The 19,353-nt window shown below is 66.4% G+C and carries 19 protein-coding genes and 1 pseudogene; 2 read left to right on the forward strand and 18 right to left on the reverse strand.

The features are described 5' to 3' along the window. Window positions 1-2: 2 nt before the first annotated feature. From QM699_RS01690 to QM699_RS01755, 14 genes are all read right to left on the reverse strand, one after another. Window positions 3-1,139: a TrbI/VirB10 family protein gene (locus QM699_RS01690; protein ID WP_415009527.1), complete on the reverse strand. Its 1,137-nt coding sequence runs from the start codon at window positions 1,137-1,139 to the stop codon at window positions 3-5. Then, on the reverse strand, window positions 1,136-2,137 hold the full coding sequence (gene trbG, locus QM699_RS01695) for a P-type conjugative transfer protein TrbG (RefSeq protein WP_415009528.1): 1,002 nt from the start codon (window positions 2,135-2,137) through the stop codon (window positions 1,136-1,138). The genes QM699_RS01690 and trbG overlap by 4 nt, the downstream gene beginning before the upstream one ends. Further along, the gene (gene trbF / locus QM699_RS01700) at window positions 2,134-2,823 is read right to left on the reverse strand and encodes a conjugal transfer protein TrbF (RefSeq protein ID WP_415009529.1); all 690 of its coding nucleotides are present in this window, start codon (window positions 2,821-2,823) and stop codon (window positions 2,134-2,136) included. Before trbF ends, trbG begins: the two co-directional genes overlap by 4 nt. Then, a complete protein-coding gene (trbL, locus tag QM699_RS01705; protein ID WP_415009530.1) occupies window positions 2,820-4,178 on the reverse strand; it encodes a P-type conjugative transfer protein TrbL in 1,359 nt (452 codons plus the stop codon). The genes trbF and trbL overlap by 4 nt, the downstream gene beginning before the upstream one ends. A gap of 2 nt (window positions 4,179-4,180) precedes the next feature. Beyond that, window positions 4,181-4,468, reverse strand: a complete 288-nt coding sequence (gene trbK-alt, locus QM699_RS01710; protein ID WP_415009531.1) for a putative entry exclusion protein TrbK-alt — start codon at window positions 4,466-4,468, stop codon at window positions 4,181-4,183. Window positions 4,469-4,482: 14 nt separating this feature from the next. Next, window positions 4,483-5,259 (reverse strand): P-type conjugative transfer protein TrbJ, encoded by a 777-nt coding sequence (trbJ, locus tag QM699_RS01715; RefSeq protein ID WP_415009532.1) that lies wholly within the window; start codon window positions 5,257-5,259, stop codon window positions 4,483-4,485. Further along, on the reverse strand, window positions 5,256-7,748 hold the full coding sequence (trbE, locus tag QM699_RS01720) for a conjugal transfer protein TrbE (protein ID WP_415009533.1): 2,493 nt from the start codon (window positions 7,746-7,748) through the stop codon (window positions 5,256-5,258). The genes trbJ and trbE overlap by 4 nt, the downstream gene beginning before the upstream one ends. Before the next feature lie 10 nt (window positions 7,749-7,758). After that, window positions 7,759-8,040, reverse strand: coding sequence for a VirB3 family type IV secretion system protein (locus QM699_RS01725; protein WP_415009534.1), 282 nt, complete (start codon window positions 8,038-8,040; stop codon window positions 7,759-7,761). Further along, entirely contained in the window at window positions 8,040-8,372 is a 333-nt protein-coding gene (locus tag QM699_RS01730; RefSeq protein WP_415009535.1) for a TrbC/VirB2 family protein, read from the reverse strand. The genes QM699_RS01725 and QM699_RS01730 overlap by 1 nt, the downstream gene beginning before the upstream one ends. After that, a complete protein-coding gene (gene trbB / locus QM699_RS01735; protein ID WP_415009536.1) occupies window positions 8,369-9,352 on the reverse strand; it encodes a P-type conjugative transfer ATPase TrbB in 984 nt (327 codons plus the stop codon). Before trbB ends, QM699_RS01730 begins: the two co-directional genes overlap by 4 nt. Window positions 9,353-9,498: 146 nt before the next feature. Continuing rightward, complete coding sequence (locus QM699_RS01740; protein ID WP_415009537.1) at window positions 9,499-9,978, reverse strand: CopG family transcriptional regulator; 480 nt, start codon at window positions 9,976-9,978, stop codon at window positions 9,499-9,501. Between the two features lie 10 nt (window positions 9,979-9,988). Next, a complete protein-coding gene (locus QM699_RS01745; RefSeq protein ID WP_415009538.1) occupies window positions 9,989-11,977 on the reverse strand; it encodes a conjugal transfer protein TraG in 1,989 nt (662 codons plus the stop codon). Window positions 11,978-12,108: 131 nt separating this feature from the next. Continuing rightward, entirely contained in the window at window positions 12,109-13,065 is a 957-nt protein-coding gene (locus tag QM699_RS01750) for a LysR family transcriptional regulator (RefSeq protein ID WP_415009539.1), read from the reverse strand. Between the two features lie 61 nt (window positions 13,066-13,126). Further along, window positions 13,127-14,563, reverse strand: a complete 1,437-nt coding sequence (locus QM699_RS01755) for an MFS transporter (RefSeq protein ID WP_415009540.1) — start codon at window positions 14,561-14,563, stop codon at window positions 13,127-13,129. 104 nt (window positions 14,564-14,667) lie between these two features. Between QM699_RS01755 and QM699_RS01760 the strand changes: the two genes are divergently transcribed. Next, window positions 14,668-15,264, forward strand: coding sequence for a TetR/AcrR family transcriptional regulator (locus tag QM699_RS01760; RefSeq protein ID WP_415009541.1), 597 nt, complete (start codon window positions 14,668-14,670; stop codon window positions 15,262-15,264). A 39-nt stretch (window positions 15,265-15,303) separates the two neighbouring features. Here QM699_RS01760 and QM699_RS01765 read toward each other — a convergent pair whose 3' ends face one another. Continuing rightward, window positions 15,304-16,020 (reverse strand): type 1 glutamine amidotransferase domain-containing protein, encoded by a 717-nt coding sequence (locus QM699_RS01765; protein ID WP_415009542.1) that lies wholly within the window; start codon window positions 16,018-16,020, stop codon window positions 15,304-15,306. Between the two features lie 104 nt (window positions 16,021-16,124). Here QM699_RS01765 and QM699_RS01770 point away from each other — a divergent pair, with 104 nt between their 5' ends. Next, window positions 16,125-17,012: a LysR family transcriptional regulator gene (locus QM699_RS01770; RefSeq protein ID WP_415009543.1), complete on the forward strand. Its 888-nt coding sequence runs from the start codon at window positions 16,125-16,127 to the stop codon at window positions 17,010-17,012. Here QM699_RS01770 and QM699_RS01775 read toward each other — a convergent pair. The 3 genes and pseudogenes from QM699_RS01775 to istB form a co-directional block, all read right to left on the reverse strand. Beyond that, window positions 17,009-17,725: a class I SAM-dependent methyltransferase gene (locus QM699_RS01775; RefSeq protein ID WP_415009544.1), complete on the reverse strand. Its 717-nt coding sequence runs from the start codon at window positions 17,723-17,725 to the stop codon at window positions 17,009-17,011. The two genes, QM699_RS01770 and QM699_RS01775, sit on opposite strands and share 4 nt — an antisense overlap. Before the next feature lie 89 nt (window positions 17,726-17,814). Continuing rightward, window positions 17,815-18,459: pseudogene (locus QM699_RS01780) on the reverse strand (zinc-binding alcohol dehydrogenase family protein); the annotation flags it as partial. Window positions 18,460-18,616: 157 nt separating this feature from the next. Further along, entirely contained in the window at window positions 18,617-19,348 is a 732-nt protein-coding gene (gene istB / locus QM699_RS01785) for an IS21-like element helper ATPase IstB (protein WP_415009310.1), read from the reverse strand. Window positions 19,349-19,353 lie beyond the last annotated feature (5 nt).

Genomic DNA, 19,353 nt, shown 5'->3' on the forward strand with positions numbered 1-19,353 from the left:
GGTCAACCTCCTGCCGGCTCGAACACAAGGTCGCGGGTGACGATGATCCTGACCGGGAAGCCGGGGCGGATGGTCAGCGTCGGTGCGACCTGCAACTGCCGCTGGACGATCTGCTGGCCTGCCTGATTGATGGTGTCCTGCGCCCCGTCGCGGATGGCCCGGATCAGCCGGTCCTCGTCGCTGGTCGCCAGCTCCGTGCCCATGCCGAGCAGCGTGGACAGCCCTGCGGCCTTCATCAGATCCCACCAGTGATAATCGACGCCATCCTCAAGGCCAGCGTAACCGCTGGCGTCCGCGCCCGGCAGGCGCTCAAGGACGATGGAACGGCCGCCCGGCAGGATCAGGCGGTTCCATACAAGCAGGACGCGGCGCTGGCCGAAGGTCACGCCATCATCGTATTGGCCGATGATCCTCGTCCCCTGCGGGATCAGGAGCAAGCTGCCGGTCGGGCTGTCATAGACGTTCTCCGTCACCTGCGCGGTGATCTGGCCGGGCAGATCGGAACGGATGCCGGTGATGAGCGCGGCCGGGATCACGGCCCCGGCCTGAAGGATATAGGGCGATGCCGGCGGCGTGACGCGATCCGGGGCGACGGTCTGCCGGTCCACCGGCCCGTTGAGAAACGCCGCGTGGCGGTCCTGCGTCGCAGGCTGTCCGCCAAGGCCAAGCCCGGCGAGGCCGGGCATGGCCGTTCCTGCCGGCGCTCCCGTGCGCGGGCCGGACTGGAAAAAGACGTTGCTCAAGCGCGCGGCTTCTTCCTCGGCCCTGCGGCGTTCCTCTGCGGGATCGACGGTCGGCGTCGTCATGACGGGCGGCGCGACCGGCTGTCCCCGGTTCTGGGCGTCGAGGATCGGACGGCCGAGGTCGCCCGGCAATGCCGGCCCCAAGACAGGGCCCGTATAGTCGCGCGGCAAGCCGGACAATCCGTCTGCCGTGGGTCGGTTGTCGGTCGAATAGAGTTCTTCGCCGCCCGGTCCCGCATCGCGGGTCTGGAGGGCGTAGATCAGCGCCCCGCCGACGCCGAACAACGCGACGGCCCCGACGCCTGCCAGCATCTTGCGCGACAGGCGGGTGACGCGGGGCGGCTCGGCGCGTAGCCGCATGGGCGCAGCGGTATCGGTGATGGTGTTCTCGCTCATGACGGGGTGTCTCCGGTCGCGCTGGCGGGCTGCGTGGCGGCGGCCTGCGTCGGGTTGGTGCGGACGATCCTGACGACCTGCTGGCGATTGCCGCTGCCAAGGCGCAGTTCGGCCGATCCGAACAGGCGATCAACGATCAGGACGTTCCGGTGGACCCGGCTGTTGACGATCTGCGGCTCGCCGTTCGATCCAAGCACGAAGATCGGCGGCATCTCGCCCTGCACGATCCCGGCCGGAAAGACGACATAGACGCGCCTGCCATCGTCGAAGACGGAAACCGGCCGCCATGGCGGGCTGTCGCCCTGCACCTGCAAGGCGTAGCGATAGTTCCGCGCCGCCTCGGCCGGAATGACGGGTGCGGCCGGGACCGTCTGGCGCTGGCCGGCAGGCGGTGCGGGATAGGCCCATGCCACGGATGGCATGTAGAGCGATTCCCGCGCGCGCAGCTCGAGCATGTATGTCCGCCGGTCGGTGGTAACGACAAGGTTGGTGGAAATGTCCGGCCGCGTCGGCTTCACGAGGATATGGACACGGCGGTTTGCACCGCTGCCGCTCTCGGTGTCGCCAATGATCCACCGGGCGGTGTCGCCGGCCGCGATCGGCCCCGCACCTGTCAGGCTTTCGCCCGGCTCCAGCGCAATGGTCGTGATCTGCCCGACTGCGGCATAGACCTGATAGAGCGCGCCTTCCGACCACGGATAAATCTGGATGGCGTTGTAGTAGCCTTCCCGGCGCGGCTCGACGCGAGCGGCGGCATTGGCGTTCTCGACGCGGCCGGTCGGCGTGCCTGCGGCGGTGCCGCCGCGCGCCACGGTCCATGCCGGGGGCACATGCAGCGGCCGGGGCGTATTGTCGGTTGCCGCCGCCTGCACGGTCGGCAGCGGCGGCACGCTGGCGTCGTAGCTGAATTGCGGCGTCCGGTTGGTGGCGCAGCCTGCGAGCATGGTGGCCGAAAGCAGCACGGCCGCGATTGCCGGGGTGTGGGTGATCGTCCTCATTGGCTCATCTCCCGCGACCACGAAATTGCATTGACGTAGATTCCCAGCGGATTGGCGCGCAGGCGCTCGGCGTCGCGCGGCGGCTGGATGACGATGGTGAGGATGGCCGTCCATCGTTCCGTGGTGGAAAGCTGGCCGTTCTCGAAATGGCGTTCGGTCCACGCCACGCGGAAGCTGTTGGGCGATGCCCGGATGACGCTGGACACCTCGACGGCGACTTGGCTCCGGCCGACCTTGGCGAAGGGGTCATTGGCGCGGGCGTAGTCGTTGAGCGCCGCCGCGCCGCGATCCGTGGTCCACTCATAGGCGCGAAGCCAGTTCTGGCGGACAATGATCGCGTCGGCCGGGATCGCGCGGACCTGCTCGATGAAGCGGCCGAGATGGAAAGCGATCTGCGGGTCAGTGGGGCGATAGTCGGCATTGGCGGGCGCGACGGTCTGCGCCTGACCGAGATTGTCCACCTGCACCACCCACGGCACCACGGTTCCGCGTGCGGATTGCCAGACAAGGGCGGACGCGAAGCCGGCCGAAAGGATCAGGGAGCCGAAGGCCATGAGACGCCAGTTCTTCGCCTGCACGCGGGCCGAGCCGATGCGCTCGTCCCATGCCTGCGCGGCGCGCTGATAGGGTGTCTCGGGTTCGGGCGATTTGCCGTAGTGGGTTGCTGGTCGTTTGAAGATGCTCATGAGCGGTCACTTTCGGAAAGGTTGACGGAGGAACCGGAGCCGTGGCTGTCGCCGGAGCGCACCGCATGGGCGGCCATGGTGGTGCCGTGGTTCATGGCCTGCGAGCGCCGCATCTGCTGCGCCCATGCGGGAGGGCTGCCGGTCGGGGCGGATGATGCGGTCGGGGCGGCGTTTGCACCGCCGACCGTGCCCATGGTGGAGCTGCCGCCCGTCACGCCGAACCCGGCCTTTGCGCCAGCGAAGAAGCTGGATTTGACGCTCTCGGTTGCTTTCGCGGCGGCGCGTTTCAGGGGTGAGATAGCTGCCGAGCCTGCGGCGCGTGCAACGCCACCCATACCGGAGGCGACACCTGCCGCGCCGGACTGGCCGAGCGAGCCGACGCTATAGGCAGCGGTCGCCGCGCCTGCGGTGGCCGCGCCGCCGCGAACGGCCGCGGCACCACCGGACAGAGCGGCGGCACCGCCCTTGGCGGCGAGCATGGTCGCGCCACCGGCAGCGATAGCCGCGCCGCCGACCGCAAGGCCGGTTCCCACGGCCGCGCCTGCGCCGAGTTGCGGCCCGCCGCTTACGATGCCGTTCGCGATACCGGGACCGAAGATGCCGAGGCCGAGCAGCGACAGGGCTGCCAGCACAATCGCCATGGCGTCGTCGATAGTCGGCGTCGCGCCTCCGAAACCGGCCGTGAACTGCGAAAACAGGGTGCTGCCGATGCCGATGATGACGGCAAGCACCAGCACCTTGATGCCGGACGACACCACATTGCCCAAGACCTTCTCGGCCATGAAGGCGGTCTTGCCGAAAAGGCCGAAGGGGATCAGCACGAAGCCGGCGAGCGTGGTCAGCTTGAACTCGATCAGCGTCACGAAAAGCTGGATGGCGAGGATGAAAAACGCTAACACGACCAGCGCCCATGCGAACAGCAAGCACGCGATTTGGATGAAGTTTTCAAAGAAGGCGATCCAGCCCATCAGGTCGGAAATGGATTCGAGCAGCGGGCGGCCGGCATCGAGGCCGGTCTGCGCCACGCGGCCCGGCCGCATCAGGTCGGTGACGGAAAATCCGGTGCCCGACGCCATCAGGCCGAGGCCGGCGAAGCTCTCGAAAACGATCCGGGCGAGATTGTTCCAATTACCGATGATGTAAGCGAAGACGCCGATGAACAGCGTCTTTTTGACCAGCCGGGCGATAATGTCGTCGTCCGCGCCCCATGCCCAAAAGAGCGCGGCGAGCGTCACGTCGATGACGATCAGGGTGGTGGCGATGAAGGCGACTTCGCCGCCGAGCAGGCCGAACCCTGAGTTTATGTAGCTAGTAAAGACTCCGAGGAAATTGTCGATGACGCCCGTGTTCCCCATGGTCAGCGCCCTTCGCTGGACTGCGGCGCGGCCGGCGCTGGCGTGCGGCCGAGAAAGCGGTCGCGGGATTCAGTCCAAGCGGCGAGGCAGTCGGCATCGCTCGCCGCCGCCTCGCCGAGCTGCTGACAACGGCGCAAGGTGGCGCGCAGCGGATCGGCGGAGGGCTGGAGGGCCGATGCGGGCCGTGGCGCGGAAGGCTCGTCCTTTCGCGCCATGTCGATTGCGGTCGCCGTGACGGCGATGGCGACGAACACCACGGCCCCGAGCCGGGCCAGCATCTTGCCGTCCATGGCGCGCCTCCCGATCAGTTGTTGCCGTTACCGAACATCCGGGCATTGCCCGGCTGGTAGCCGGTGCCGGGCGTCAGGAACCGTTGGCGCTGGATGCGACCCTGTTCGGCGGCGGTCGCGCGCTCGGCTTCCGTCAGCGCGTCCGCCCGGCCGTTCGCCGAGATGACCGCGATCAGGTCGGAAAGCTGCTGCGACTGGAGCGCGAGAAGCTGGTTGCCGGCCTGCGTGGCTTGCAGCGCGCCGGTCGCGCCTTGGCTCTGGCCGACCAGCGCGGCCATCTCGGCGCGGTTGCCGTCGATGTTGCCGACCGCGCCCGCCTGAACGCGCATGGCGTCCTGCAAGCCGCCGACCGTGTTCTCCCACCGGCTGCGCGCATCGGCGACAAGCTGGGCGTCGGTCGCCGATAGTGAGACATTGCCGTATTGGCGTTGGAACGCTTGGTCGATCTGCCCGACCTCGAACGCGATATTCTGCGCTTGGCCCAAAAGCTGCTGCGTGCGGCGGACGTTCTGCTGGAGTTGCTGGAGCGAGGAATACGGCAGGCTCGCCAGATTGCGGGCCTGATTGATGAGCATCTGCGCCTCGTTCTGGAGGCTGGTGATCTGGTTGTTGATCTGCTCCAGCGTGCGCGCGGCGGTGAGCACGTTCTGCGCATAGTTGCTCGGATCATAGACGATGCGGCCGAAGCCGAATTGCGCATGGGCCGGGCTGGCGAGCATGGGCGACAGCGCGACAGGCACGGCGAGCGCCAGCGCGAGGGTCGAAGCCCCGACGAACTTGGAATAGGTCATGGAAGAATCTCCTGCGTGGGGTGGGTATCGAGCCGGGTCGGCGCGGCGGATTCCGGTCGGTCGGCAAGATTGGTGAGGTTGGGGATCAGGTCGGCGGCCCAATCGACTCCGCGCGCGCGCAGCCATGCGGCGAGGAAGCCGTCGCGGCCGTGTTCGGCGACAAGATCGGCAATGCGCGTCTGGTCGGATTTGGCGGATGCCGCGCAGAGCGCGAGGCCGACTTCGGACAGGCCAAGCTCGAACAGGCGATTGCCGCGCCGGGACTGGCAGTAATAATCCCGCTTGGGCGTCGCCCGTGCGAGGATTTCGATCTGCCGGTCATTGAGGCCGAAGCGGCGATAGATGGCTGTGATCTGCGGCTCGATAGCCCGCTCGTTCGGCAGCAAGAGCCGCGTCGGGCAGCTCTCGATAATCGCGGGCGCGATATTGCTGCCGTCAATGTCGGACAGGCTTTGCGTGGCGAAGACGACCGATGCGTTCTTTTTGCGGAGCGTTTTCAGCCACTCCCGGAGCTGGCCGGCGAAACCCTCGTCGTCCAGCGCAAGCCAGCCCTCGTCGATGATGAGCAGCGTGGGCCGACCGTCGAGCCGGTCGCCGATACGATGGAACAGGTAGCCGAGCACGGCCGGGGCCGCGCCGGTCCCGACAAGGCCCTCGATCTCGAACGCCTGCACGGCCGCCGAGCCGAGATGTTCGGCTTCGGCGTCGAGCAGCCGGCCTGAGGGGCCGCCGACGCAGAACGGCCGGAGCGCCTGTTTCAGATCGTTGGATTGCAACAGCACCGCAAGGCCGGTGATGGTGCGTTCCTCGACCGGCGCGGAGGCGAGCGAAGTCAGCGCCGTCCAAAGATACTCTTTGACCTCGGGCGTGATGGCGATGCCTTCCCGCATGAGGATGGCGGCGATCCAGTCCGCCGCCCATGCTCGTTCATAGGTGTCGTGGATGCGGGCGAGCGGCTGGAGCGAGACGGACGCCTCGGCCCCATCGGTCAATCCGCCGCCAAGGTCGTGCCAGTCGCCGCCCATGGCGAGCGAGGCGGCGCGGATGCTGCCGCCGAAGTCGAAGGCGAAGACCTGCGATCCAGCGTAGCGCCGGAACTGCAAGGCCATGAGGGCGAGCAGCACGCTCTTGCCCGCGCCCGTGGGGCCGACGACAAGGGTGTGCCCTACGTCGCCGACATGCAAAGACAACCGGAACGGGGTTGAGCCTTCGGTCTTTCCAAAGAGCAAAGGGGGCGCACCGAAATGCTCGTCCCGTTCCGGCCCCGCCCACACTGCCGAAAGCGGGATCATGTGGGCGAGATTCAAAGTGCTGATGGGCGGCTGCCGGACATTGGCGTAGGCGTGTCCGGGCAGACTGCCGAGCCATGCGTCAACCGCGTTGACGCTCTCGGGCATGGCGGTGAAGTCGCGGCCCTGAACGATCTTCTCGACCAGGCGCAGCTTCTCGTCGGCAATGCGCGGGTCGGCATCCCATACGGCGACGGTGGCCGTGACGTAGGCCATGCCCGCCACGTCTGCGCCGAGTTCCTGCAACGCCATGTCGGCGTCGGCCGCCTTGTTGGCGGCGTCGGTGTCCACAAGCGCGGACGCCTCGTTGGTCATTACCTCTTTGAGAATCGCCGCGATGCTCTTGCGCTTGGCGAACCATTGCCGCCTGATCTTGGTGAGCAGTCGGGTTGCGTCCGTCTTGTCGAGCAGGATCGCCCGCGTGCTCCACCTGTAGGGAAACGGCAGGCGGTTCATTTCGTCGAGCAGTCCCGGCGTCGTCGCGGTCGGGAATCCCACGATGGTCAGCACGCGCAGATGCGCGTCGCCAAGGCGCGGCTCCAGCCCGCCGGTCAACGGCTGGTCGGCGAGCAGCGCGTCGAGGTGCATCGGCACTTCGGGCACGCGCACGCGATGCCGGTTGGTCGAGATGGTGGAATGGAGATAGGTCAGCGTCGCGCCATCATCCATCCAACGGCACTCCGGCATGAAGCCGTCGAGCAAGGCCAGCACGCGGTCGGTGCGGTCGATGAAGCCGCGCAGCAGCTCCCACGGGTCCACGCCGGTTTTCTCGCGGCCCTCGTAGAGCCATGTTTCGGCGCGGGCGGCTTCCTCGGCTGGCGGGAGCCAGAGGAAGGTCAGGAAATAGCTCGACACGAAATGCGTGCCCGCTTCCTCGAAACCGGCCTTGCGTTCGGCGTCGAGCAAAGCCGATGCTGGATCGGGAAAGATGCTGTCGGGATAGGTCGCGGCGTCGCTGCGCTGCGCCTCGACGAAGATGCTCCAGCCGGAGCCGAGACGGCGCACGGCATTGTTGATACGGCCGGCGACGGCGACCAGCTCGGCGGCGACGGCGGAATCCAGATCGGGACCGCGAAACTTCGCCGTCCTCTGGAAACTGCCGTCCTTGTTCAAGACGACGCCGGAGCCGACCAGTGCCGCCCATGGCAGATAGTCGGCGAGCCGGGTTGCGGTGCGGCGGTATTCTGCAAGGTTCATCATGGTCGCGCCCTCACACCGCCAGATGACCGGGGATGCGCAGATGCCTGCGGCCCACCTCGACGAATTGGGGATCGCGCTTCGCCGCCCATACGGCGGCGAAATGGCCGATGGCCCATATCGCGAGGCCGACCAGCCAGAGACGCAGGCCGAGGCCCACGGCCCCGGCCAGCGTTCCGTTCATGATGGCGATGGAGCGCGGTGCGCCGCCGAGCAGGATATGCTCGGTCAGTGCCCGGTGGACCGGGATCGAGAACCCCGGCACCGCATCCAGTTGTTCGAGGCCGCCCGCCATCAAACGAGCGCCCCGCCGCCGAACGAGAAGAACGACAGGAAGAAGCTCGACGCGGCGAAGGCAATCGACAGGCCGAACACAATCTGAATCAGGCGACGGAAACCGCCAGAGGTATCGCCGAAGGCCAAGGCGAGGCCGGTGGCGATGATGATGATGACGGCGACGATCTTGGCGACCGGCCCCTCGATCGACTGGAGGATGCTCTGAAGCGGCGCTTCCCACGGCATCGACGAACCCGACGCATGGGCGGCCGGGGCGAGCATGAGGCTGATGGCAAGGGCGGATGCGGCGGTCGCGATGCGGCTATAGCCGCGCGAAAGAGTGCGGATCATGAAGATTCTCCTGTGCTGGTGGGGGTTGCGGGGGTGGTTTGGTAGTCGCCGTCCGGTCCCAGCCCCTCGACGCGGGCGAGTTCGGCCAGCCGGCGCGCGGAACCGCGCCCGGAAAGGACGGCAACAAGGTCGATGGTCTCGGCGATCAGGGCGCGCGGGACGGTGACGACAGCCTCTTGGATGAGCTGTTCAAGCCGACGCAGCGCGCCGATCCCGGTGCCGGCGTGAATGGTGCCGACGCCGCCCGGATGGCCGGTGCCCCATGCTTTGAGCAGGTCGAGGGCTTCCGATCCGCGCACCTCCCCAATCGGGATGCGGTCGGGGCGCAGGCGCAGCGAGGACCGGACCAGATCGGAAAGCGTCGCCACGCCGTCCTTTGTCCGCATCGCGACAAGGTTGGGCGCAGCGCATTGCAGCTCGCGCGTATCTTCGATGATGACGACGCGATCCTGCGTCTTCGCCACCTCGGCGAGCAGCGCATTGGTCAGCGTCGTTTTGCCGGTGCTGGTGCCGCCCGCGACCAAGATATTGGCGCGGGCGGAAACGGCTTCGCGCAGCGTTTCCGCCTGATCGGCGGACATGATTCCGGCGGCCACATAATCGTCGAGCGTGAACACCGCGACGGCAGGTTTACGGATTGCGAAGGTCGGGGCGGCGACCACGGGCGGCAAAAGCCCCTCGAACCGCTCCCCGCTCTCCGGCAGCTCGGCCGAGACACGGGGGCTGCGGGTATGAACCTCCGCGCCGACATGATGCGCGACCAGCCGCACGATGCGTTCGCCATCGGCGGCCGACAGGCGTTCGCCCGTGTCGGAAAGCCCTTCCGACAGGCGGTCCACCCAAAGGCGGCCGTCCGGGTTCAGCATCACCTCGACCACCGCCGGGTCTTCGAGCAACCGGGCAATGGCGGGGCCAAGCGCGGTGCGCAACATGCGCGCGCCGCGCTGGATCGCTTCCTGTCTGTGGTGGTTGGCAGTCATGTCGGCCCCGGCTTCTGGCGGGGCGCAACAGGCGGTCCCCGGATCGGGGTCGATTAAGAAAGCCCGGAATTGGGCCGGTTCAACAAGTATCTAGCTCTGTGCGGTGATCGGCGGCGAACGGCGGTAAATAGGATGGGTCCGAATACCTACTCTTGATCGCCGTTGCTCTCGGACTCGTCCGGCAATGGGTCGTCGGGAAGTGAGTCGAGGTCGCGCGAAATCTCTTTGAGGAACCTGTCGCCCGTCGCCAGACGCCGGCCGAGATTCTGCATGAAGCCCTCGAACCGCTCCGCTCCTTTGGCGCGGGCAGCGGATTGCGCGGCTCCCGTAAGCGGCGGCGTGATGGTCATCCAGAAGTGGATGAACTGCGCGACCGTCTCGCCGAGAACGGCAAGGTCCATGTCGAGCGTGTCGATCTGGCGGCCGAGCTTGTCCAAGCGGCGAGACATGGCGGCTTCAAGCTGGTCGTCGGCATCGCCGGACAGATAGGACATGACCGCCGCCTCCACGATTGCGGATTTTGAGACATTGCGGCGCAATGCCACCGAGCGGCGCAGCGCCATCGCCTCGATCTGCGGAATGAGCGCGGGGTCGAAATAGATATTCAGGCGGGTGCGTGTGGTCATGGGCCTGTCCTCAAAGGTCGATTCCATCATCGGGGTTCATCGCCACCTGCCGCGCGACCATCCTCATGCGCTGGCGCATGGCGCGGGCCTTGGCCGCGTCAACGTCCGGCTCGTCGTCCAGAAACTCGAACTCCTGTTCGGGCGACGGCGGCGCAGCGACGATTTCCTCATGCTCGGGCAATTCCGGCTCGCGGCGGATGCCGGCATTGGCCGGATCGCCATCGGCCCCGTCTGCGGCGCGCGGCGCGGAACGGCTTTCCGCCGCGACCACGCGGCCGGACCAATCATCGGCGGATCGGCCGGGCGCCAGCGGAGCGGCGGCCAGATCGGGCAGGGTCAGGATGCGTTCCTGAAGCCGCGCATCCTCGAAATAGCGGGCCTTGGTCGCGCGGATCGGCGGCGTGCCCGCGACCATCACGATTTCGTCGGTGGGTGGAAGCTGCATGATCTCGCCCGGCGTGAGCAGCGGCCGGGCCGTCTCCTGCCGCGACACCATGAGATGCCCGAGCCACGGGGCCAGTCTGTGCCCGGCATAGTTGGTGGAATCCCGCAACTCGGTCGCGGTGCCGAGCGCGTCGCTCACTCTCTTGGCGGTGCGCTCGTCGTTCGTGGCGAAGCTGACGCGCACATGGCAGTTGTCGAGAATGGCGTTGTTCGGCCCATAGGCGCGTTCGATCTGGTTGAGGCTCTGCGCGATCAGGAAGCCTTTGATTCCATAGCCCGCCATGAAGGCGAGCGCCGACTCAAAGAAGTCGAGCCGGCCGAGCGCCGGAAACTCGTCCAGCATCAACAGCAGGCGATGGCGCTTGCCGGAACTGGTCAATTCCTCGGTCAACCGCCTGCCGATCTGGTTGAGGATCAGGCGAATGAGCGGCTTGGTGCGGTTTATGTCGGACGGCGGCACGACCAGATAGAGCGTGACGGGCTGACGGCTGCCGACCAGATCGGCAATGCGCCAGTCGCATCGCGCCGTCACCCGCGCCACCACGGGATCGCGGTAGAGGCCGAGAAAGGACATGGCCGTGGAAAGGACGCCGCTGCGCTCGTTCTCGCTCTTGTTCAACAGCTCGCGGGCCGATGACGCGATGACAGGATGAACGCCGGCTTCGCCCAAATGCGGCGTGTCCATCATGGCGCGCAAGGTCGCCTCGACCGGGCGGCGCGGGTCGGACAGGAAGTTGGCGACACCCGCCAGCGTCTTGTCGGTCTCCGCATAGAGGACATGCAGGATCGCGCCGACCAGCAGGCTGTGGCTGGTCTTTTCCCAATGGTTGCGCTTGTCGAGGCTCCCTTCGGGATCGACCAGAATATCCGCGATATTCTGCACGTCGCGGACTTCCCATTCCCCTTGCCGGACCTCCAGCAACGGGTTGTAGGCGGACGATCCGGCATTGGTCGGATCGAACAGAAGGACGCGGCCGTGCTTCGCACGGAATCCCGCCGTGAGGGTCCAATTTTCCCCTTTTATGTCGTGGACGATGGCGGATGCGGGCCATGTCAGCAGCGTCGGCACCACCAATCCGACGCCCTTACCGCTGCGCGTCGGGGCGAAGCACAGGACATGCTCGGGACCGTCATGGCGCAGATAATCCCTGTCGTATCGGCCAAGCACCACGCCATCGGGGCCGAGCAATCCGGCGCTGCGGATTTCCCGATCCTCTGCCCATCGCGCCGATCCGTATGTGGCGACGTTGCGGGCTTCCCGTGCCCGGATGACCGACATGAGGATGGCGGCGGCGATGGCGACAAGGCCGCCGGACGCGGCGATGATCGCCCCTTCGGTGAAGATCGCAGGCGCATAGGCGTCGAACGAAAACCACCACCAGAAGAAGGCGGGCGGATAATAGACCGGCAGGCCCGCCAACTCGAACCATGGCGCTCCAAGCTGCGGCTGGAAGCCGAGGCGAAACGCCGTCCATTGCGTCGCCGCCCACACCATCACCAGAACGATGGCGAAGACGATAGCGATCTGACCCCAAAGGATTCGGCCTCCGCGCAATGCAGGCTCCAGTCGGCAAAAGAGACGGAGCCGATCAGAGAATAGGCGAAAGCGGGACGGGCAATAGGAAACAGGATGCGGGAGGGCTGCCGGATACTATCGGCGGCAAATAGGACGGGTTGCCTTTGCCGTTATCGCGCCGGCCAAGCGCCATCGCCGCGCAACTGGTGGAGCGAGTCGTTGGAACGGCTCATCTTGCCTGCGAGGTCGAGCAGGTTTTTCAGGGCGGCGCTGCGATTGAATGGCGACCAGACGGCGGCAAAGGCAACCGGCTCCGGCTCGTCGGCGAAAGGTAGGAAGACGATGCCGGTTGTCGGCAGCAGCGCCGTGGCCGCGCCGACGATGGTGATGCCGAAGCCCTGTCCGACCATGGACAGCAGCGTGCCGCGCTCCACGTCGAAGCGCAGGATCGACGGCGAAGGCCAGCTCCCTGCGAGGCGCAGAACGATGTGGTCATGCACTTGCGGGCCGGTGCCGCCATGCCGCACAAGGAACGTCTCGCCGACCAGATCGGCCCAAGTGATTGTTGGTTGTCCAGCAAGGCAATGCCCGTCCGGCAGCACGGCAACCAGCGGTTCGGTCCAGACCGGGCGGGTGTGGCAGTCGGGCAGTTCGGGCTTTCCGATGACGAACGCCACGTCCAGCCGGTCGTCGCGAAGCTGCATCACCGCATCGCGTGCCGTGCCCTCGGTGATTTCGACCTCGATGCCGGGGTGATCTTCCCGGTATTGTGCAATCAGCTCGGCGAGAAAGCTGCCCGGTATCAGGGCATGGATGCCGATGCGCAGGCGACCATTTTCGCCTGCCGCTGCCATGCCTGCGGTCTTCACCGCATGGTCCAGTTGATCGACGCCGGCAGCGACGCGCTCAACGAACTGGCGTCCGGCTTCGGTCAACCGGACGCCTCGCGCATGACGCTCGAACAGGAGGATGCCAAGGTCTTCTTCCAGCGCCTTCACGCGGGCGCTGACGCTGGATTGCGCAACGCCGAGCGCATTGGCGGCATGGCGGAAGTTCAGATACTCGGCGACGGCGAGCGTCTGGATCAGCGACGCGAGGGGAATGCGCGATCCGAGCGCGGTCGGCACTCCCCATAGGCGGTCATTCATCGGTGCAGATCGCCGCCGCCGCATCGCTAGCCGCCCCCTGTCACGCTGCGGCAGCCTTGCCTTTGGCCGGGAGGGCAAAGGCCGCAACGAGGCTAACGAGGATACCGGCAGCGGCCAGCCAGAACGCCAATTGTGTGCCTTCTGCTATGGCGGCGCGGAGCGCATCGCCCTCCAGCCCGCCGGTATGCCGGTTGGCGAGCGCGATCAGCACGGCGAGACCGATGGCATTGCCAACGCTGAGCGTCGTGGACGCCATGCCCGACGCAACACCCTGCTCGTCGTGATGCACGCCGGAAGCGGCAGCGATCCACATTCCCGTCCAGACGATGCCTTGACCGATGCCCGAGACGATCAGACCCGGCACGATGGCGAGATAGCCGCTATCGACATTGGAGCCGGGAACCAGCAGCGCGGTGCCGACAGCGCCCACGATCATGCCGACGATCAGCGTCGTGCGGGTGGAGAGACGAGTTGCCAGCCGCTCGCCGATCTGTGTGCCGACCGCGATGGCGATGGACGGCACGAGGAAGGCCCATCCGGTTTGGAGCGCGGTCAATCCCTGCACGTTCTGGAACAGGACGGTCAGGAAATACGGTAGCGCGCCGAATGTCCCCATGTAGAGGAAAGTGATCGTCATGCCGGCAACGAGGCTGCGGTTCGTGAACAGGCGCAGCGGCATGAGCGGATCGCGGCTGCGCGCCTCGATCACAGCGAAGGCAATGAGGAAGATCGCTGCCAGCGCCAGCGCCGAAACGACGCTCGTTGCGCCCCAGCCGATTTCCGGTCCCTCGACCAGCGCGAAGACCAGTGCCGTCGCGCCAATCGTGACGGTCAGCGCGCCCGGCAGGTCGAAGCTGCGCTTTTCATGCCGTTGCGGATCGCGCGGGATGACGAAGAAAGCCGCGATGATGGCGATGCCGGCCAGCACGACATTGACGTAGAAGACGGCAGGCCAGCCCCATGCGGCGGTCAGGAAACCGCCCGCCAGAGCGCCGATGCTCAAACCGCTCGCGCCCGCGCCACCCCATACGGCCAGCGCCCGGTTGCGCTCCGGTCCCTCGGCGAACAGGCGATTGATGAGCGACAACGTAGCCGGAAACAGGAAGGCCGCTCCGATGCCCTGCACGGCGCGCGCCGCAACGATGACGGTCGGCGACGTAGCCAGACCGCCGGCAAGCGAGGACAGCGCGTAGAGCCAGAGCGCGAAGATGAACATGCGCCGCTGGCCGATCAGGTCCGCCGCCCGCCCGCCGAACAGCAGGAAGCCGCCGCAGAACACCATGTAGGCGCTGACCACCCATTGCAGGGTTTGGCCTGAGAATCCCAGCCCCGCGCCGATCTCCGGCAGGGCGACGAAGACGATGTTTATGTCCAGCGAATAGATGAGCTGGGCGAAGGCGAGCAGCGCGAGCGCCAAGCCCCTTCGCGCGCCAATGTCTGATGCCGGCGCTGCGCCGGCATGATCCGATGCGGTCATGTCAAACTCCGTGATGACGATTCTTTGTCAATCACTAAAGAATATGACCTTGCATCGAGCGGTCAAGCGAATTATTTGTTGGTCATTCAAGAATGGAGGAAACGATGGCGGGACGCCCGCGCGAGTTCGACCGGGATGCGGCCTTGGCCAAGGCGCGCGATGCCTTCTGGTCGCGTGGCTATGAGGGCGTGTCGATAACCGATCTGGTGGAGACGCTGGGCCTTGCCTCGGCGCGCATCTATGCGGCCTTCGGCTCGAAGGAGAAACTATTTCAGGAAGCGGTCGCGCTCTACGATGATGGCGAAGGCGGCTTCGCCACGCGGGCGCTCGCGGAAGAACCGACAGCGGCCCGTGCGATTGAACGGAGCCTTCGCGAAGGGGTCGAAACCTATACCCGGAAGGGGCGGCCGCAAGGCTGCATGGTCGTGTCGGCCGCGACCAACTGTGCGGCCGAGAATGATGGTGTGCGGGAGTTCCTGGCCGACTATCGCCGCCGCCGCACGGCCTCGCTTGTCGAACGGCTGGGGCGTGCGGTGACAGAAGGCGAGTTGCGGCCGGATGCCGATGCGCAGGCGCTTGGAGACTACTACGCCACCGTCCTGCACGGGCTATCCGTGCAGGCGCGGGACGGCGTTTCGCGGAAGCGTCTGCTGGCGACGATTCCCACCACCATGCTTGCGATACAAGCTGTTGCTCAATGACCTTTCGGTCGATCATTGGAATGAGCGCCGCCGCATTGATTACCTTGCTTCTGCCGGCATCAACGCCTCCAGCGTCAGCTTTGCAGTCAATGCAGAGGACGCCGGATTTTGGCCGGTAACGAGTCGGCCATCGGCAATGGCGAAGGGCTGGAAGTCGGCTATGCTCTCGTAGCGGCCGCCCAATTCGCGCAGGCGGGTTTCCAGAAGGAAGGGCACGGCCTCTTCCAGCCCGGCCGCGCGTTCCTCGCTGTCGGAAAAGGCGGTGACGCGGCGGCCGCTCACCAGCGGCGCTCCGGTCTCGTCCTTGACGTTCACCAGCCCGGCCGGGCCGTGGCAGACGGCAGCGACGATCTTGCCCTGCGCCCATGCCCTGCCGAGCAGCGCGGCCAGTTCGGCGCTCTCGGGCAAATCCCACATGGTTCCGTGGCCGCCCGGCAGGAACACCGCGTCGTATTCCGAAATGTCGATGGCGGAGAGCGAAAGGGTTTCGGCCAGCGCCCCGGACGCGGCTGCATCGCCGAGGAAGCGGTCAACGCTCGCCTCGTTCTCACCCTTGGGCTTGACCGAACGCGGGTCGATGGGCGCGGGACCGCCCGCGATGGAGGCAAGCGTCACCGACGCGCCGCTGTCGAGGAACGTGTAATAGGGCGTTGCCAATTCCTCGAACCAGAGGCCGGTCGGCTTGTCGGTGACGCCCATGGTGCTGGCGGACGTGAGGATGAAAAGGATTTTGATCTGGGAGAGAAGTTCGGTCATGGGACTGCTCCTTGCTTGGGTTGCACGAGCCTGACCGATCCAGAGCCATGACAGAAATCGTTCTTTCTGCTATCAGCTATAGATAATCCTATGGCTTGTCTGGCATGAACCACCTTATCTATCTGCGCACCTTCCTCGACACCTATCGCGCCGGCTCGCTGACGCGGGCCGCGCAGCGGCTCGGCATCACCCAGCCCGCCGCCTCGGCGCATATCGCGGCGCTGGAAACGATGCTGGGCAAGCCGCTGTTCGTCCGGCAGGCGCGCGGTGTTGCCCCGACACCGGCGGCTGACGACCTCGCCCGCTCGGTCGCCGCCCATCTCGACGGGATCGAGGCGACGATGGGGGCGGCGCAGGCGCGGTCGTCGCAGTTGAGCGGCACGGTGCATATCGTCGGCCCGGCTGAATATCTGTCGCTACGTGTCGCGCCACGGCTCGCGCCGCTGACTGGCGAAGGCTTGCGGCTGCGCATTCAGACGGGCGACCGCGCGCGCATCTATGCCGCTCTCGACGATGGACATGCCGATCTCGCCGTCACCGCCTCGCCGCCGGAAGGCAAGGCGCATGGCTTCGCCGAGTTGGGCCGCGAACGATTGCTGCCGGTAGTCGCACCCGGCATTGCGGAGCGGGCAAAGGCGAGAAGTGTGACGGCCGAGTTCCTGTGCGGCCTGCCGTTGATCGCCTATGGCGAGACCCTGCCGCTGGTGCGCGAGTTCTTCCAGCGCGTGTTCGACAAGACCCCCGACATGCAGGCCGTGGCGACCGCGCCTGATTTGCGCCTGCTTCTGGAGATGGCGAAGGCCGGCGCAGGCTGGACGGTGCTGCCCGACTATCTCTGCGCGGATGCGGTTACGGCCGGGCAGCTCGCCGTGCTGCCGACGCCGGCGGCGATACCGGAAAACACGCTCTATCTCGCGTGGAACAAGCCCGCGCTGCGCCACCCCCGCGTCGTCTATGTGCGGGATTTCTTGTTGAGCGGCGTCGCGCATTAAGCCGGCCCTTGGCCGGCCATTGGCAGATTAGGGCGACGCGCCGTGATTGTGCGACCGCGACGTGTGATCCGATAGACGCTGGCGGGCGGAATGTTTCGCAACGTCCCGCCAATTCTCGTCGCCTTGAGGCCGAGCCGATCAAGCAGGCGACGGGGAACGGGGCAATTTCGCCTGTATGTCACCTGATAGAATGCTCCCCTCGCAGGGAGACGGTGAAAAGCGGCCGTGAGGATCGCATAGACTTGGCGCAGCGGCATCGACGACAGGGGCAAGGCGCTGATGACCGCGCCTACGCTCGCAACGTCCGGCGGAAGTCTGGCAGCATCGGTGCATAGGACACGCGCCCTCGGGAATCGCGTTTCCAGCAGTTGGGCAAAGCCGGTGTCGAACTCGGCGAGAACAAGCGAATCCTCCGCGACGCCGCGTCGGATCAGAGCGCGGGTGAAAACTCCGGTCCCCGGACCTAGTTCAAGGACGGGCGCGCAATCAGGCCCGATCTCCGCTGTGGCAATTTCCGCAAGGGCGAAGCTGGAAGGTGCAACAGCTCCCATCTGCACCGGCCGCGTGAACCATGCGTGCAGAAAACGAAGGTAGTCCCGATTTCGTCGGCCAAAGGGTTCGGTGATCTGACGTGGCCCGTCTTGCAATGGCCGTCCGTGAAGTTCACTTCTCGGGCCGGCACGGGCACGCTCCTTTTGCGCATCTGTGGGCATGGATTCTCTCGCGCTGGTTTGGTCGATGTGGAGACGCAGGCCGAGGGCGCGGCGTTGCTTCCCGCCACGCCCTCGGCATCCCGTCGCGCCTAAAACCCCTCCAACGCGATCTTGCCCTTGGCCTTGCCGCTTTCGATCAGGGCATGGGCGCGCTTGAGATTCGTCGCGTTGATCGGTCCGAAGTTCTCGGCCAGCGTCGTGCGGATCGTGCCGTCATCGACCAGACGCGATACCTCGTTGAGCAGCACGCCCTGTTCGGCAATATCGGCGGTGCCGAACATCGAGCGCGTGAACATGAACTCCCAATGCGCCGACACGCTCTTGCGCTTGAGCGGATTGATGTCGAGCGAGGCGGGATCGTCGATCAGCGCGAAACGGCCTTGCGGCGCGATCAACTCGACGATTTCGGCAAGATGCTGCTCGGTGTTGGTGGTCGAGAAGACGAAGGCGGACGCACCGATGCCGAGGGCTTCAACCTCCTTCGCTAATGGCTTGGAATGATCGACGACATGATGTGCGCCAAGATCGGTCGCCCATGCTTTCGTCTCCGGCCGCGAGGCCGTGGCGATGACGGTCAGGTCGGTCAGCTTGCGGGCAAGCTGGATGGCGATAGAGCCAACGCCGCCAGCCCCGCCGATGATGAGGACGGCCGGCGCGGCACCGGGAACGGCACGCCCCTTCACGTCGAGGCGGTCGAACAGGGTTTCCCATGCCGTGATCGCGGTCAGCGGTAGCGCCGCCGCCTCGGACTGTCAATCGGCGCGGGATCGGGACCCCTGATCGGCTTCCAATAGGGACCCCCGTCGGCGAGGAGCGGGACCCGGCCCGGCGCAGCGGTGCGGGTGGCGGAGACGGGCCGGTTCCCGCTCCGGTGAGGCGGTGAGGGTGGGGTCAGGCGCGGTTTTTGAAGCGCCAGCTCTCGTTGCCGGTCTCGACGATGTCGCAGTGGTGGGTGAGGCGGTCGAGCAGCGCGGTGGTCATCTTCGGATCGCCGAAGACGGCGGGCCATTCGCCGAAGGCGAGGTTGGTGGTGACGACGACCGAGGTCTGCTCGTAGAGCCGGCTGACGAGATGGAAGAGGAGCTGGCCGCCGGCCTGGGCGAAGGGGAGGTAGCCGAGCTCGTCGAGGACGACCAGGTCCATGCGGCAGAGGTGGTCGGCGAGGCGGCCCTGGCGGCCGGCGCGGGCCTCGGCCTCGAGCTTGTTGACGAGGTCGACGACGTTGAAGAAGCGGCCCCTGGCGCCGCCGCGGATGCAGGCGCGGGCGATGCCGACGGCGAGGTGGGTCTTGCCGGTGCCGGTGCCGCCGACCAGGACCAGATTGCGCTGCTGCGCGAGGAAGCCGCCGCCGGCGAGGTCGCGCACCAGGGTCTCGTTGATCGGCGTGGCGTCGAAGACGAACTCGTCGATCTCCTTGGCCATCGGCAGCCGGGCGATGGCGATCTGGTACTTGATCGAGCGGGCCTGCTTCTCGGAGAGCTCGGCGGTCAGCAGGTCGCTGACCACCCGCTGCGGCTCGTGCTGGCGCTTCACCGCCGAAGCGACGATCTCGTCGTAGGCCGCCCGCATGCCGAAGAGCTTGAGCTCGCCCATCGTGGTCATGATCGCGCTGCGCTCCATCATCCGCT

The organism is Amaricoccus sp. (assembly GCF_047602525.1).
Lineage (GTDB): Bacteria > Pseudomonadota > Alphaproteobacteria > Rhodobacterales > Rhodobacteraceae > Amaricoccus.